The following is a 15,778-nucleotide window of genomic DNA, read 5'->3' as shown; positions in this document are numbered from 1 at the left end:
TTCCATGTTAATACCCAAAGAATATTAATTTTGATTCAAATAGTTATAAGCATACTGTGCATATAGCTCAGCACCTTGTTTCAAAGTTGCCTCATCCACATTGAATCGACCATGATGATGTGCCCATTCGCTATCTGTTTCAGGGTTCGCAGAGCCCACAAATGCAAAGCAACCTGGTGCTTTTTCCATATAGTAGCTGAAATCTTCAGCGCCTGTTGTTGGACGATCAAAGATGATTGCATCTTCACCAAAAGCTTCTTTCACAATCGCCGTTGCTAAAGCTGAACTTTCCACCTCATTCAATACTGGCGGTGTCACATGGCGATAATCAATTTCGACAGTTGCACCATACATTGCTGCTGTATGTTCTGCAAAGCGCGTCACTGCTGCACGAATACGATCACGATTTTCTAAAGTGAATGTACGAACTGTACCTTCCAATGTTGCATTTTCAGCAATAACATTAAAACGCGTACCCACATCCATTTTGCCAATGCTCACAACCGCAGCGTCTAACGGATGAGTTTCACGCGCAACAGCCGCCTGTACATTCATCACAAATGATGATGCAACAACTGCAGCATCCACACATTGGTTTGGCAATGAACCATGCCCGCCTTTACCTTTGAAATGAATTTTTACAATATCCGCAGCAGCCATTCTAGGCCCAGCTTCACAGGAAATTTTACCTGATGGCAAAACAGACCAAATATGCATGCCAAAAACATTATCCACACCATCCATCGCGCCTTGTTTCACCATAGATGCCGCACCTTCCGCCAACTCTTCCGCAGGTTGAAAGATTAAGCGAACATTGCCCTGTAACTCATCCTTTACGCTGTTTAATGCTTTGGCAGCTGTTAGTAACATTGATGTGTGCGTATCATGCCCACATGCATGCATTTTCCCTTCCACTTTTGATTTATATGGAATATCGTTCAGTTCTTGTACTGGCAACGCATCAATATCTGCGCGCAACGCAACAGTTTTCCCAGCTTGACCACCTTGAATTTCAGCAATAATGCCTGTCGGTTCAGTTAAGCGATATGAAATCCCTAGTTTATCCAACTCACGCGCGATTCTTTTCGTTGTTTCAAACTCTTCCCAAGGCAATTCTGGATTCGCGTGTAATTCTCTACGCATTGCGATTAATTCATCTTCTGATGCTTTGATCACATGTTGGATTTTTTGACTAATCATTTTATTTTTCCTTTGCTTCTGTCAATGCTTTGACTGTTTCAAACAATACTTCTACACCTTTGGCGATCTCTGAATATTCCGTCCATTCTGCGGGATGATGACTGATGCCATCTTTGCTGGGCACAAAAATTAACCCAACATCCGTTACTCTCGCAAAAATCATGGCATCGTGACCTGCACCACTGACCATTGGCTCTTCAGAAATGCCCAAAGATTGACTCTGTTCTCTAAAATTATTCACAATTCTTGTGGATAACTCTGTGGGTTCTACATATAAAGTTAAATGTTCTTGGACTATAATCCCATGATGACTTTCAGCATGAATAGCTTCTTTAACAGCTGCAATCATACTATCCAATTTATCTTTAAATTTAGAACGAATGTCCACAGTGAATGTGACTTTATCAGGAATCACATTCGCACCATTTGGATAAACATTTAAGCGCCCAACTGTTGCCACACAATATTCACCAGCTTGTGTTGCAATCTGTTCAACCATAGTAATCACTCGACTTGCTGATAATAACGCATCGCTTCGCATTCCCATCGGTGTTGTACCTGCATGCCCAGCTTTACCTTGAATCACCACTTGCAATTGAGAAATTCCCACAATGACATCCACTATACCGATATCTTTTTTCAAATCCTCTAAGATTGGGCCTTGCTCGATATGCAACTCCAAAAATGCTTTCAAAGCATTCGGTGGATAAGCCAACTTTTCCACTTCTTCTGGCTGAAAACCTGCATTTTTGATGTGTTCTGCTGCACTCAAACCTTGCTGGTCTTTCAGATTCAGCAAATCTTCATACTTCAATAAACCACATAAAGCACGTGATGCTAATAAGCCTGAGTTAAAGCTTGTGCCTTCTTCTTCCACCATCGCAACAATTTCTAAAGGATATTGCGGTACTAAACCTTGGTCTTGAAATAATCTTGCTACTTCCAAACCTGCCATAATACCCGCAGGACCATCAAACATACCGCCATTTGGCACAGAATCATAATGGGAGCCCACTAAAACAATTGGCTTATGGTCAATCTCTGGCGTTGATAATCGGCCAAAAATATTCCCCAAAGCATCCTGCCTCACCGTCAAACCTGCTTTTTCCATGATTTCTTTAATAAAAGGACGAGCTTTGGCGGCTTCAGGGCTATAGGACAAGCGCGTTGTGCCTTGTCCTGGTGTTGCTGTAAATTCATTCAAATCTTCTAAATCTTTTTGAATGCGTGATACTTGAACCATTATTTGCTCCTTATGCTGCAACCAACCAGCCTTTCATATAGCCTGCTAAAATGACAGATACGATCGTCACAGAGACAAAACCGCCAATCAACATAGGTGGTAACATATGATCCAACAATACTTTTCGTTCCGCTTCATCATCTGTTAAATTGTCCACCACTTCTTTCGTGATAATGTAATCTGCAGGAAAACCATATAACGCTGTCAATGCCACAGAAAATGCCATGAATGGATTAATGCGCAAAATGAATGCGATCACAAATGAGGCAATGAACATGCCCACAACTGCCAATCCGATCAATACAACCAATGGTACGAATAAACGCCCTAACATATCTGGGCTTGCTTTACTTAAGCCATTGAATACGAAAACCATGATACCCATCATTGCAAACCCCATGGAGTTTGCTTTTTGTAACGGTTGGCGCTCCAAAAATCCTACAGCAACGGCAATCACACCAAACAATAAGCACAATACAAATTGATCCACTACGATGCCAAACTGTGTTTTAAACATTAATGATGTGCCATAAGCGATCAAACCAACCACAGCGATTCTGAATAATTTAAAATAATCTGTATCACATTTTTCATCCATTTTGCTGAACATTCTTGGACGATCCAACGCATTTTCACGAGCCAACTTTTCAACTTCTTTCATGGATTCAGGATCCGACTTCCATTGACCTTTACGATGTAACTCTAATACTCTTCGCCCTTCTTTTTTCAAAGATACTGATGTTAAAGAATAGCCTGCGAAACCTTGCATCACGTAAATTAACAATGCAAATACCGCAACGTCTTCTAAACCTAAAGCCAAGGCTGCATCATGCATGATAATGGAGGACACAATCCCACCGATTAATGGTGGGATCCCTGCTGTGATTAAGTTTTTATCAAAAAATAACGAACCAATTGTGTACCCGATAATGATCACGCCCACCAAGCTTACCAAGGCAACCACAACTGTTTTCCACTGGATGATCATTTCTCGCCATGATAACAATGTACCCATATTAACGATCAATAAGAAGATTAATAATACGGCTGTAACCGTTGGAATCCCTGCACGCGCAACCAAATCTGTTGGGAAGAACGTCCAATAACCGAGTAGAAATAGCACAGCGCAGACAAAGACAGATGGAATAAACGCTTTTGTTTTCAGCGAAATATAATCACCTAGATATAAAATTCCCAGAATCAATACAATTGCCAACATTTGTGGCATTTCTGGTGAAGGTGTTAATAACATTGTCTTTAATTGGAGCAAAAATCCCCCGGCGCCCGCATTTTCCATCTTAAATATCCCTAAAATTAATGTTTACTTTTGACTCTTTCAGCTGCTTTACTGGTCGACAGTTATTAATATTATTTTTTAAGCATCCCTAAATTGTATAGAGGATATTTTTTATTTTTGCAAGACATGACCTTTGATTATATCAAAACTTCACATTAAAATTATGCATTAGATCAATTGCTGATCAAATAAATTATTTCTTCAATATCATTCGATTAACTGCTTTCATCAATGCTAATCATTAACTATTTTGTAATACATGATTTGAGCAATATTTGATAACTTTTTTCTAATTTGTCTAGATAAATTTGAGGATTGGTATCAATCTCTAATGCAACACCCACAACTACATCGCAATTGAATGGTACAAATAGTGCTTCTCCTTTCGGTAAAGCTTTCCCTAAACCACGCAAAATTATTGGATAAACAGGCATATATTCATATCTCATTGCGAGATAATGAATGCCACGTTTTAATTTAAAAATACGATCTTCAGTACTTGAGCGCGTACCTTCTGGAAACAAAATCACAATATCGCCGTTATCCAATGCTGAATAACATCCTGAAAATAGTTCACTAGGTGCTTTAACTTCATTGCGTGCAATGGGAATAATGTCTATACAATATGTCGCAAACCATTTGATCCAACGGTTTTTGTGAAAATAATCGGCAGCCGCAACAGGACGAACACGATGTAAATCCTTCAAAGGATATAAACTCATTAAAACCAATGTATCCAAATGACTTGTATGATTGGCAGCCAATATCGCAGGACCTTCTTTCGGTAATGCTTTGCGATTCACAATATTTAAACCCAAACCAATCAACACCAATGGTTTAACAATCACCGCGAAGAATAGAATCTTAATGAGCCTTTTCATCATGCAAACTCTTTTGTGATGTAATAAAAATAATGAAAAAATAGCGGAATGGAATACATCAAGCTATCAACGCGATCCAATAATCCGCCATGTCCAGGAATGAGTGATCCGCTATCTTTAATGCCTAAATCTCGCTTGACAGAAGATAAAACGACATCGCCAATGAAGCCTGAAGTTGCGATTAAAATCCCTGCAAACAACCCTTTTTCCCATGTCAATATTGTCAAAAATGGTGCTAATAATGCTGCTAAAGTTGTTGTAATCACTAAACCGCCCAAGAATCCGCCCCACGTTTTATTCGGGCTGACTTTCGGAATGATTTTACGCTTGCCAAACAACTTCCCTGAAACATATTGACTCACATCATTGAACTGTGTGACAAAAATAAGATACAGCAATAAACCTACGAAACCAGCGTCAGGATGCACTCGATCCAAATTCGCTAAATAAGCAATATGGCTAAAACCAAAAACACACAGCATTAAGCTCCATTGAATTGTGGAATTAGCTTTAATAAACCCATCTGTTTCGCCGATTAAAACAGCTCTGAATGGCAACAATAAGAACATATAGACAGGAATTAAAATAATGAACATGCCATACCATTGAATGTATGCAAAATAATACTGAAATGGTATGGATAAATATGCCCAGAAAATCAGACGACGATCCACAGCCCTAATGGGCGTAATGGAATAAAATTCTTTCAACGCCAAAAAACTGATGAATGCAAAAAAGATCGTTGTTGCTTTTTGTCCTAAGAAAAACGCACCTAAGATCAAACCGATCATCCACCACCATGATTGCGTGCGCTGCACTAATTCAGTGTGATCTTTATGATGATCCGTTCTGTTTTTATGCCAAACAATCACACTAGAGATCATCAAGATCGCAAATAATATGCCAACCATGATTAAACTATGCTGTGGAAAATTCGCCATTATCTTATTCCTTGTTATATTTTCTAAATCATATCACGCACTTTAAAGTAAACAGTGTTTAGATACAAATTAAATCATACATTGCTCTTTAAATTGATGGCCCACAAAAATCTTTTTTGGATTGCCTCGCGCCAATTGATGATGGACCAAGCGGCGAGCTTTTTCTGATTGATCCAATTGTTCATTCATCATCTGATGCAATTTTTTCTGAATCAATAAATTCGCCAAACGCTTATTGGCATGCTGGCTACGTTCCCTTTGTACTTTGACAGAAATGCCAGTTGCCAAATGCGTTGCCTGAATTGCAGATGCAGTTTTATTCACATGTTGCCCACCTGGCCCTTGCGCTGAAATCGCTTTATACACTATTTCACTTTCAGGCAAAGCTTTGAGCGATGAAAAGAACTCAATGCCGAAAAACCAGTTTTTACGTCGATGATTGGGGCGCACTGAACTTTTCCAAATCCATTGATGTGTTCCCTGCCATTCTTGAATCAAAGCATGATCATCTTCAATATTCACATGCAATGTTGCAGATTTTAAACCTTTTCGATCCTTCACTGATTCTATTAACTCAAAATTAATATTGTGTATTGATAATGCTTTCATGAACACATTCAACGCTTTTTCAATGGCAATAGAACATTCTACAGGGCCTTGAGCTGATGATAATTGTACAATTTGCATTAGTGCTCTCCTGATGTTTTGTAAGTTAATACAGGTGATAACTCTGCAACAACTTCGATTAAATCTGCATCTTTCAATGCTTGAATCACACCTTCAATATCTTTATAAGCTTCTGGTGCTTCTTCATATAACAAATCACGATTTTGGCAAATGACTCGTCCGCCCAATTCTGTCCGAGTTAATTGATCCGCACTATATTTTTGTGACAATCGCCCTGCACATTCACTCCTCATCCACTTTCTACCTGCGCCATGCGCAATGGAAAATAGTGAGTTTTCTTGTGCTTTTGGCATCACTAAATAACTGTATGTTCCCCGTGATCCAGGAATGATTGCCAAACCTCGATCACCAGCAGTTGCACCTTTACGATGTAACCAACCTTTCACATGATCAATCATTGCAGGTTCCACATAATTGTGTGGTAAATCTAAAATACGATTCCCTGACATTTTGAGTGCATCCAACATGCGTTCTGCGATCATAGCGCGATTAATACTCGCAAATTTCACAGCTTCATCATGCTTTTGCAAATATGTATTAATGTCATCAGCATCATTCATGCCATCATGATTATAGTGATCAATGTGATCACGCAAAATCGCTTGCCCTAAACCACGAGAACCACTGTGCACCAATAAAAATAAATTTTTATGATTTAAATTTAATTGATCCCATAAATCTTGATGGATGATTGTATTCACTTTCTGAAATTCAGCAAAATGATTACCGCCGCCAATTGAACCGAGAGAACTTTTATATGCATGATTTTGAAATTCAGTCGGCACATTGTCAGCTAGCCAATCATCATCCGCAAAGTCTGAATATTTCTTTAAGATTTTTTCTGCTTTATCCAACCTAAATTTATGAGCCAATAAATCCGTTTGCCAGAAACTCATGCCACAGCCGATATCATTGCCAATTAAAGCAGGATATAAATGATCCACTGAGAAAAATGAAGCACCGACAGGATAACCGTGCCCAGCATGTAAATCTGGCATGCCTGCAACAGAATGCATGCCTTTTAATTCAGCAGTTTTTTTAAGTTGATCAAGCGCGTTGCCTTCTGTCCAAGGCGATAAAATTTGAATGGTATTGCCCATTTCCAATCCTTTTATTATGTAACTTTAAATATATTTGATTGGCAGGCGAAACGAGTTTTAAATTAAAACTTATAGATCAACGCCTGCAAAGAGATTTGATTGTAATGTTGTCATAATGTCCTCCTTGCTCGTTAATGGATGAAATAAAGATCGCAATTCTAGCAGTTTAAAAATAAAGTACAATATAATAATTTTATTAAACAATGTTTACTTTTAATAAGTCATCGTTTAATATTATTTAAAATTCACTTTTGATCTTTTTTCAGTCATCTTGATCTATCAATATTAAAGATTATTAAAAAAGAATAATTCGAGGCAACAAAATGATCTCCATCTACAAACTAAAACCTGCATTTCAATCTTTATTGCGCCCTATCACGCAAAAGCTTTTTGATAAAAACATCACAGCCAATCAAGTAACTGTGGCTGCATGCATTGGTTCATTGATTATTGCGACAATCATGGCGTTTTTCCTGCCAAATACATTAGTTTTATGGTTAATGCCGATCTGGATGTTCATTCGCATGGCACTTAATGCTATCGACGGAATGTTGGCTCGTGAATTCAATCAACAATCTAAACTCGGCGCTTACTTAAATGAGCTGTGCGATGTCATTGCAGATAGTGCGCTATTCGCTGTATTCATCTTCATTGCTGGCATCAATAGTTATGCCGTTTTACTCATCATCTTTTTAGCATTTTTATCAGAATATGCGGGCGTAATGGCACCATTAATCGGCGCAAGCCGCCGTTACGATGGCCCAATGGGCAAAAGTGATCGTGCATTTGTCTTTGGCACATTAAGCGTTGTCATTGCACTCAATTTAGTTGAGATCTATTGGATCAATAGTGTGCTCTATATCGTTATTGCATTATTGATCTACACAATTTTTAACAGAATTCGCCAAGGCATTCGTGAAACGAATGCTTTATAAAAATACATTATGCATTTCCTCGCCGTAGGTGAGGAAATTGCCAAACCTAGAAATAGTTTAAATATACAAATAATAAGGAAATAATCATGAGAACAGAAACAACTTCAACTTTTACGAGCCATGATGGTGAATCTCTATTTTATCGCCATTGGGCAGCGACAGAGCCAAGTTTGGATAAAAAAGCGATCATTCTATTTCATCGCGGGCATGAACATTCAGGCAGAATTGCTCACTTAGTGGATGAGTTGAATCTACCTGATTATGACTTCTTTGCTTGGGATGCACGCGGTTGTGGTCAATCACCTGGTGCTCGTGGTGATGCACCTAACTTTGGTTGGATGGTGCATGATGCAGAAACTTTCTTTCAACACATTCAATCTGAATACAATATTCAAGCAGAAAATATTGCCGTTATCGCCCAAAGCGTAGGCGCTGTGATTGCTTCCACTTGGGTACATGATTATGTGCCTAAAATTCGCGCATTAGTGCTAGCATCCCCTGCCTTTAAAGTGAAGTTATATGTACCTTTTGCCATTCCAGGTTTACGTTTAATGTATAACATTCGTGGCAATTTCTTTGTGAATAGCTATGTAAAATCCCATTACTTAACACATGATGAGGAGCGCCAAGAATCCTTCAATGCAGATCCTTTAGTTGAGCGCCCTATTTCCACCAAAATTTTATTGGATCTTTTTGATACATCTAAAAGAATCGTTGCGGATGCTGCATCCATTCATGTGCCAACTCAGTTATTAATTTCAGGCTCTGATTGGGTGGTTAAAAGAAAACCACAAATCACTTTCTTTAAAAACCTCAGCTCCAAAACCAAAGAGATGCACATATTGAAAGGCTTTTATCACGATACATTAGGCGAAAAATATCGTGGTATTCCGATTCATAAAGCACGATCATTTATCGAAAAAGCATTCAGCCAACCGATTGAAACACCCAATTTAATCGATGCCGATAAAGTTGGTTATACCGCGGAAGAATCCAAAAAGCTCGCTAAACCTGAAAGAAATATTTTCAAAAAAATGTATTGGGCATTCACTAAAAAAGGGTTGTGCTTTGCTTCTCGTACATCCGATGGCGTAAAATTGGGCATTGAAACAGGTTTTGATTCAGGTAGCACATTGGATTATGTTTACCGTAATCAACCCACAGGTTTAACTGCTTTTGGCCGATTCTTAGATTTTAAATATTTGGATGCAATTGGCTGGCGCGGGATTCGTCAACGCAAAGTGAACTTAGAAAAAATTCTAAAAACTGCCATTGAAACACAACAAGCTGACAAAAAAGATGTCCGCATTGTGGATGTTGCAGCAGGCCATGGTCGATACATTTTAGAAACTGTGAATCAATTGCCTAAAAAGCCAAAATCAATCCTGCTTCGTGATTATAGTGAACTAAATGTTGAAAAAGGTACTGATCTGATTGCACAAAAAGGCTTAAGTAAGATCGCAACTTTCGAGCGTGGTAATGCATTCAGCGAAGAGGAATTATCCAATCTATCACCGAAACCAACCATTGCAATTGTTTCAGGTTTGTATGAATTATTCGGCGAAAATCACTTATTACAAAGTTCTTTGAAAGGCTTAGCCAACAGCATGGAAGCTGGCAACTATTTGATTTATACTAACCAACCATGGCATCCTCAATTAGAGTATATTGCTCGTGCATTAACAAGCCATCGTGAAGGTCAACAATGGGTAATGCGCCGCCGTACTCAATTAGAAATGGATCAATTAGTAGAAGAAGCAGGCTTTACGAAACAGAATATGCTCATTGATGAATGGGGAATTTTCACTGTATCAATCGCGGTGCGTAATGGACAAGATCACTAAAAATCTCTGGCAACAAAAATGCATATGGTTAATCTCATTAGCCATATTCTTTTATCTCACTTATAACGCCGCCAACTATTTCACTATTTGGCGCGCAAAATCAGAGATCATTCCACACATAATGTTTCAATGGGAGCACAAAATCCCATTGATTCCTTGGACGATCATTCCCTATTGGACGGAAAATCTATTTTATGGCTTAGCCATTGTATTAACCATTAATAGCAAACAACTTAAAACATTGGGCAAGCGTTTATTCGCCACGCAAATTATCTGTGTTTTGGGTTTTCTGCTCTTTCCCTTACAACAGATCAATGTGATCAATCGCCCAGAAATTCAAGGCTTCTTTGGCTGGTGGTTTGATTCTTTGATGAAATTTGATCATCCTTATAATCAAGCGCCCTCCTTGCACATTGCCCTTTTGGTTGTGTTATGGACTTTTTATACCGAGCGATTTTCTAAAAAATGGCATTGGTTAATCAGCATTTGGTCACTTTTCATTGGCGCTTCTGTATTAACCACTTGGCAACATCATTTCATTGATATTCCTGCGGGCATGTTAGCAGGTGCTTTAGCTATTTGGATTGTACCCAATCATATTCAATCGCCATTATATGTGCCAAAACTCGCTAAAAATTGGCAATGGTTTGGTGTTTATTTCACCATATCTATCATTCTGACCTTGATTGCGATTGTGAATAAAAGCGGTTGGTTATGGTTATTGTATCCTGCATTTTCACTTTTCATTGTGGCTTGTAACTATGGTTTCTTTGGCAGAAAAGGTTTCCCGAAACAGAAAAATGGGCATTACGCATTGAGCCAATGGATTCTGTTTCTACCTTACATTTTAATTGCCATGATCAATTCAAAAATTTGGACACGAAAAAGCAATCCTTTCGATGAAGTATCGCCCAATCTTAATATCGGTTCGATCCCAAACCGAACGCTAGATCTTTCACAATTTCAAAGTTTAGTGGATTGTTGTGCAGAAATTCCCTTTAATGGTGAAAAAGTGGAAAATTATTATCATAATTATTTATTGGATATGACGCCTTTAACCATTGCTGAATGTGAACATGCTGCCAATACTATCAATAAGGCGCTTCGATCTGGCAATACTTTGGTATTTTGCGCCCTAGGTTATTCAAGAAGTGCCACAAGCATCGTTGCTTATCTTGTGATCTATCGAAATTACTCCGTGAACAAAGCCATTCAACAAGTAAAAAAAGCCCGTAAAGATATTGTGTTGAGTCCAACACAGATCAAAATATTAAGGAAATTGACATGGAATTATCTGTATTAATAACGCTATTAAAACAAGGCAAATTAATCAATCGATCATCTTGGGCCATATTCATCATTACAGCGTTGAGTATTGCTTATCTTGCACCTTTTAGATTTGCAATCATTGCGATTTTACTTGCGTTTGTATTACTAATCGCACAAACCTATTATGCGCTTCGCATTGCGATGGATTATGAGTTTTTCCAGTTATTACAAAATGAATCACCAAGCCTTGAAAACTTGGAAGCCTTTGATCAAATCTTACTGAAACATAAGCTCATTAAAAACTTGGAGCCTGATACAACAAGAAGCTTAGATAGCAGAATTGCGGGGATTATTTGCTTGGTGAAATTACAAATCACTTATTTGGTTTGAACTGACCCCATAAACTTGGACAGTTTATAAATTATAAAGACAAGGACTGATTTCGATATTCTATCGGACTCAGTCCTTTTAGTTTGAGCTTAATTCGATCATTATTGTAATAATCGATGTACTCATGAATCTCTTTCTCTAATTGATCGATAGATTCAAATTTTTTCACATGAAATAGCTCTGATTTCAAAACACCAAAGAAGTTCTCAATCACAGCATTATCATAGCAATTGCCTTTGCGTGACATGCTTTGTCTAACTTTGTGATCTTTTAAAGATTGTTGGTACTGTTTCATTTGATATTGCCAACCTTGATCAGAATGTAAAATCAGTTTCTTGCGTCCTTTCTTATGTAACTTTAAATGCTTCAATGCCTTATTCAGCATTTTACCCACCAACTCATATTTGGAGTTTTTAGCAACTTCATAGCTAATAATTTCCTGATTATATAGATCTAAAATCGGAGATAAATACAGCTTTTCACCGTTCACTTTAAACTCTGTGACATCTGTTACCCATTTTTGGTTGGGCCTTTGAGCCTTAAAATTACGCTTCAAAATATTCTTCGCTATTTTTCCAACTTTTCCTTTATAAGATTGGTATTTCTTCGGTCTTACTAAAGATTTAAGATTCAGTAATCGCATGATTCTTTGAACTTTTTTATGGTTAATGGGGAAATCTTTTTGTAATATCGCAGTGATGCGACGATAACCATATCGACCTTTATGCTCATGAAAAAGGGCTGTTATCCTTGCTTTAAGGCTTTCATCTGAATCAGGCTTAGCCAATACTGCCTTATGATAGTAATAAGTGCTTTTGGCTAGATTCATGATTTTCAGTAACGATGACAATGAATGCTTTACTTTGAGTTCTTCTGCGATGATTGTTTGCGCCTGAGCGCTTCTTCCTTCTCGTCCAATTCCTGAAACTTTTTTAACACATCATTCTCCGCACGAAGATAGGCTAATTCAGCTTGAAGTTGATCTATCAACTTTTCTTGTTCAGTGCGATTATCAGGTTTTTTGGGCAATCTCATCTTTTTAGGTCTTCCTTTTTGACGTGGTTCAAGTGCACTCAAACCACCTTCTTTAAACAGTGATTGCCATTCTAATATAGAAGTAAATGCTGGAATATTAAAATATGAAGCCGCTTCGCGGGCAGAGTAATAATGATCTGACATAAACTTCAATACATAATATTTGAATTCAGCAGAATATAATCGTTTTGTTGTTCTTGGCTGAATCCCTGATTGACCATGATACTGATAAGCTTTGACCCACTTTTTAACGGTGGAGTGATCAATATTAAAATGATCAGCTGTAGAGCTATATCCATTTCCTTTTTGATAAAACTTAACAACTTTTAATTTGAAATCAAAAGAATACTTCGCCATATAAAAACACCCCAAAGTTGTGTCCAACTTTTGGGGTGCAGTTCACAAATCTTTGGCTTATTAATATCCTTGCTGATTTTATCTATGCCATCGGGCATGATAATAATCGTATCTGCGAGCTTATTTGGATTTCATAGATCAGAACTATATTTATGGTATGACAGCTATCCTCAATACTTATTATTATTTTTCACTATTTGTTCGACGCCAATTTTATTTTTAAAGCTTTGGCACAGTAAAACCCGATTAAGCTTGATATTTCAACTATTTGTTAGAGCTTTATTAGCTGCAATCTATGTACTTTTTATATATTTAATTCTTCACACAATTTTCATGATAGATATCATCATTCCAGCATTCATTAAAATGATCGCCCATTAAAAAATATCAGATTTACTACTGATCAAAGGCAAGTAAAAATCATAGATTCAGTGATATAATAATCAAAATATTATAATAAAAAACAAAGGAATAAATATGTCTCTAAAGAAATATTATTGGATATTTTCGGGCTATCTATTATTGTGTAATATTCTATTTTCCCTTCTTAGCATATTAATTAACACATCATCTGGTTTTATTTTATCAAGTATAGTTAGCATATTTATATCTGCAATACTTCTTATTCACAATTTTCTAAAAATAGAAAAACGAATACCTACAATTGAAGAATCTCGCAAACTTACTCGAGTTAGCTTTGTACTAACTTGGACAATATCACTAAGCTATTTTTGGATTTATTTTGCAGGTTTCATCTTTTACTTTAAAGGATTAAAACCATTTCTTTTTCTACTTAAAAATCCTTTAATTAATTGGGCTTACATGTTTGGACTAAAAATAAACTCCGAATTTTTCATCACTATTCTCATATTTTTAGTAATTTTCTCTCTGATTTTTTATGGGTCATTAAAATACTTATATGGTAGTTATACAAAAAAACTATCAAAATTTTTATTAGAGTAAAATCTATAGTAACTATTACTTTTAATACCCGTTTCTTTATCTAGCATTATTCTTCATCTCGCTCGGCAAAAATCCAAAGCGTTGCCTGAAATAATATGCAAATCGGGAACCTGATTCATAGCCCGCTTCTTGTGCGATATCTTCAATGTTCCAATGGGTTGTTTGCAATAAAGTTAAGCCATAACTTGTGCGTACATTTTGTATGAGTTGGCTGACACTCGTATTTTCATTGGCAAGGTGCCTGCGCATTGTGCTTTCACCTAAATGAAAATGCTGTGCAATCTCTTTCGCTTGCCATTTTTGATTTGGTGCTTGAGAGATTAATTGTGTGATTTTTTGAGATAACGTTAAATTTTCAGCACTCGAAAATACAACACCCATTTGCTCTAGCCAAATCAAAATCTCCACAAATTTATGATTTACTAAATCTTGATTATTGATTGTTGTGAGTTGATTAGATATCTGTAAAAAACTCTCTTTAAACGATTCAGGAATATTCTTTAAGATTTGGATATTATCTAAATACGAGGAATGATGGCTTTCTCGCATCTTTTCATAATATTTTAATGGCTTAGATTCCCACGTAAAATAACATGCTAGATAACTATCATCCTCAGGATTTAGATTAAGAATATCCAATGTTGTACCCGCAGGAATCACCAATATTTCACCTGCATTAATTGTGGATTTTTGATGATCAAACTCGATGATTTTAGTGCCTTGCAACACTAAAATCACCATTGGATTGAGGCAGAAAATCTGAGTTAACGGTTGTTCATAATGTTGAAGAATAGTCGCACAAGTGCCGATATCTTCAAACCTTAATAATTGCTTTGAACTCTCCAAACCCACTTTTTTCTCCCTTAATCTTTATATTTATCGACCAAAAGTATAAGTCATCGTTGCTTTACCAATCGCGTGATGATTTGCCATAAAGCCAATCAATGCAGGCGATGCAGCTTCTGATTCAGGAATTTGATCAATATCTAAAGCATATAATGTGAATTGATAACGATGCGTTCTACCTTCAGGCGGACAAGCGCCACCAAAAGTATTGATGCCATAATCGTTGCGAACGCTCCAAGAACCTTTTGGCATCAAATCTACAGAGCTGCCTGCGTTTTCAATAATTCCAGTTGTTGCAGGTGAAATATTCGCAACCACCCAATGCCACCAACCTGAACCTGATGGCGCATCGGGATCATACACAGTTAGCACAAAGCTTTTAGTATCTTTCGGTGCATTTTTCCATTCCAATGCAGGCGAAATATTCTCGCCCTGACAACCAAACTGATTAAACATCTGTTTATTCGTCAATCCATTGGCTTCAAGCTCTGGGCTTGATAACGTAAAATCCTGCGCATTCGCACAACCCAACATCACAACGAAACCGAGCACTAACTTTTTCATACAACATTAATCCTTTATAAATAACAAGGCGTTTAGTTTCACTGAAATATGGATGATTCACCATGCAGAATCAATCTAGTTTAATACAAATTCGCTCACTTGAATTCGTTTAATTATTCACATCAAAATGCTACTTTTATCAAAATCAAAGCAACATATTCGAGATATAATATTTTGATATAAAAGAATAAAAAAAAGGAAAACAAAATGATTGAATGGCTTAAGC

At 37.1% G+C, this 15,778-nt stretch carries 15 protein-coding genes; 5 read left to right on the top strand and 10 right to left on the bottom strand.

Translation table 11 applies throughout. From position 1 onward, the window contains the following. Positions 1–24: 24 nt before the first annotated feature. The 7 genes from ACA100_RS06570 to ACA100_RS06540 form a co-directional block, all read right to left on the bottom strand. Positions 25–1,197, bottom strand: a complete 1,173-nt coding sequence (locus tag ACA100_RS06570; protein ID WP_481079114.1) for a M20 family metallopeptidase — start codon at positions 1,195–1,197, stop codon at positions 25–27. A 4-nt stretch (positions 1,198–1,201) separates the two neighbouring features. Then, complete coding sequence (locus tag ACA100_RS06565) at positions 1,202–2,446, bottom strand: allantoate amidohydrolase (RefSeq protein ID WP_481079113.1); 1,245 nt, start codon at positions 2,444–2,446, stop codon at positions 1,202–1,204. 7 nt (positions 2,447–2,453) lie between these two features. Then, the gene (locus tag ACA100_RS06560; RefSeq protein ID WP_481079112.1) at positions 2,454–3,671 is read right to left on the bottom strand and encodes a hypothetical protein; all 1,218 of its coding nucleotides are present in this window, start codon (positions 3,669–3,671) and stop codon (positions 2,454–2,456) included. Between the two features lie 314 nt (positions 3,672–3,985). Beyond that, the gene (locus ACA100_RS06555; protein ID WP_481079111.1) at positions 3,986–4,621 is read right to left on the bottom strand and encodes a lysophospholipid acyltransferase family protein; all 636 of its coding nucleotides are present in this window, start codon (positions 4,619–4,621) and stop codon (positions 3,986–3,988) included. Continuing rightward, positions 4,621–5,562 carry a phosphatidate cytidylyltransferase gene (locus ACA100_RS06550; RefSeq protein WP_481076913.1) on the bottom strand — a complete coding sequence of 314 codons (942 nt, stop codon included), beginning with the start codon at positions 5,560–5,562 and terminating at the stop codon, positions 4,621–4,623. The genes ACA100_RS06555 and ACA100_RS06550 overlap by 1 nt, the downstream gene beginning before the upstream one ends. Positions 5,563–5,631: 69 nt before the next feature. Beyond that, positions 5,632–6,249 carry a peptide chain release factor H gene (gene prfH / locus ACA100_RS06545; RefSeq protein WP_481076912.1) on the bottom strand — a complete coding sequence of 206 codons (618 nt, stop codon included), beginning with the start codon at positions 6,247–6,249 and terminating at the stop codon, positions 5,632–5,634. After that, positions 6,249–7,349 (bottom strand): RNA ligase RtcB family protein, encoded by a 1,101-nt coding sequence (locus tag ACA100_RS06540; protein ID WP_481076911.1) that lies wholly within the window; start codon positions 7,347–7,349, stop codon positions 6,249–6,251. Before ACA100_RS06540 ends, prfH begins: the two co-directional genes overlap by 1 nt. Positions 7,350–7,672: 323 nt before the next feature. On the opposite strand from ACA100_RS06540, the gene ACA100_RS06535 reads away from it, so the two are divergent. From ACA100_RS06535 to ACA100_RS06520, 4 genes are all read left to right on the top strand, one after another. Further along, the gene (locus tag ACA100_RS06535; RefSeq protein ID WP_481076910.1) at positions 7,673–8,284 is read left to right on the top strand and encodes a CDP-alcohol phosphatidyltransferase family protein; all 612 of its coding nucleotides are present in this window, start codon (positions 7,673–7,675) and stop codon (positions 8,282–8,284) included. Positions 8,285–8,370: 86 nt separating this feature from the next. Continuing rightward, on the top strand, positions 8,371–10,128 hold the full coding sequence (locus ACA100_RS06530) for a bifunctional alpha/beta hydrolase/class I SAM-dependent methyltransferase (protein WP_481076909.1): 1,758 nt from the start codon (positions 8,371–8,373) through the stop codon (positions 10,126–10,128). Further along, a complete protein-coding gene (locus ACA100_RS06525; protein WP_481076908.1) occupies positions 10,112–11,431 on the top strand; it encodes a phosphatase PAP2/dual specificity phosphatase family protein in 1,320 nt (439 codons plus the stop codon). Before ACA100_RS06530 ends, ACA100_RS06525 begins: the two co-directional genes overlap by 17 nt. Then, positions 11,413–11,787: a hypothetical protein gene (locus tag ACA100_RS06520; protein WP_481076907.1), complete on the top strand. Its 375-nt coding sequence runs from the start codon at positions 11,413–11,415 to the stop codon at positions 11,785–11,787. Before ACA100_RS06525 ends, ACA100_RS06520 begins: the two co-directional genes overlap by 19 nt. 31 nt (positions 11,788–11,818) lie before the next feature. Here ACA100_RS06520 and ACA100_RS06515 read toward each other — a convergent pair. Then, positions 11,819–13,179, bottom strand: a protein-coding gene (locus ACA100_RS06515) for an IS3 family transposase (RefSeq protein ID WP_481076906.1) whose coding sequence is annotated in 2 segments (ribosomal slippage) — positions 11,819–12,699 and positions 12,699–13,179 — 1,362 coding nt in all. Because the reading frame shifts where the segments join, the coding sequence is not laid out codon by codon here. Positions 13,180–13,656: 477 nt separating this feature from the next. Here ACA100_RS06515 and ACA100_RS06510 point away from each other — a divergent pair. Then, positions 13,657–14,142 carry an ABZJ_00895 family protein gene (locus ACA100_RS06510; protein ID WP_481076905.1) on the top strand — a complete coding sequence of 162 codons (486 nt, stop codon included), beginning with the start codon at positions 13,657–13,659 and terminating at the stop codon, positions 14,140–14,142. Between the two features lie 36 nt (positions 14,143–14,178). On the opposite strand, the gene ACA100_RS06505 is transcribed toward ACA100_RS06510, so the two are convergent. Beyond that, complete coding sequence (locus tag ACA100_RS06505; protein ID WP_481076904.1) at positions 14,179–14,994, bottom strand: AraC family transcriptional regulator; 816 nt, start codon at positions 14,992–14,994, stop codon at positions 14,179–14,181. Positions 14,995–15,018: 24 nt separating this feature from the next. Further along, positions 15,019–15,552 (bottom strand): YbhB/YbcL family Raf kinase inhibitor-like protein, encoded by a 534-nt coding sequence (locus tag ACA100_RS06500; protein WP_481076903.1) that lies wholly within the window; start codon positions 15,550–15,552, stop codon positions 15,019–15,021. Positions 15,553–15,778: the final 226 nt, after the last annotated feature.

This window comes from Wohlfahrtiimonas sp. XWW7, assembly GCF_056716055.1.
The sequence above is the reverse complement of the archived record's forward strand: the minus strand, read 5'-3'. Positions and strand labels throughout refer to the sequence as shown.

What these genes read in the sequence shown, in the direction of transcription:
- ACA100_RS06530 (WP_481076909.1), top strand. Translation starts at nt 8,371, where the DNA reads ATGAGAACAGAAACAACTTCAACTTTTACGAGCCATGATGGTGAATCT.
- ACA100_RS06555 (WP_481079111.1), bottom strand. Translation starts at nt 4,621, where the DNA reads ATGAAAAGGCTCATTAAGATTCTATTCTTCGCGGTGATTGTTAAACCA.
- ACA100_RS06560 (WP_481079112.1), bottom strand. Translation starts at nt 3,671, where the DNA reads ATGCCACAAATGTTGGCAATTGTATTGATTCTGGGAATTTTATATCTA.
- ACA100_RS06550 (WP_481076913.1), bottom strand. Translation starts at nt 5,562, where the DNA reads ATGGCGAATTTTCCACAGCATAGTTTAATCATGGTTGGCATATTATTT.
- ACA100_RS06540 (WP_481076911.1), bottom strand. Translation starts at nt 7,349, where the DNA reads ATGGGCAATACCATTCAAATTTTATCGCCTTGGACAGAAGGCAACGCG.
- ACA100_RS06510 (WP_481076905.1), top strand. Translation starts at nt 13,657, where the DNA reads ATGTCTCTAAAGAAATATTATTGGATATTTTCGGGCTATCTATTATTG.
- ACA100_RS06525 (WP_481076908.1), top strand. Translation starts at nt 10,112, where the DNA reads ATGGACAAGATCACTAAAAATCTCTGGCAACAAAAATGCATATGGTTA.
- ACA100_RS06500 (WP_481076903.1), bottom strand. Translation starts at nt 15,552, where the DNA reads ATGAAAAAGTTAGTGCTCGGTTTCGTTGTGATGTTGGGTTGTGCGAAT.
- prfH (WP_481076912.1), bottom strand. Translation starts at nt 6,249, where the DNA reads ATGCAAATTGTACAATTATCATCAGCTCAAGGCCCTGTAGAATGTTCT.
- ACA100_RS06520 (WP_481076907.1), top strand. Translation starts at nt 11,413, where the DNA reads ATGGAATTATCTGTATTAATAACGCTATTAAAACAAGGCAAATTAATC.
- ACA100_RS06535 (WP_481076910.1), top strand. Translation starts at nt 7,673, where the DNA reads ATGATCTCCATCTACAAACTAAAACCTGCATTTCAATCTTTATTGCGC.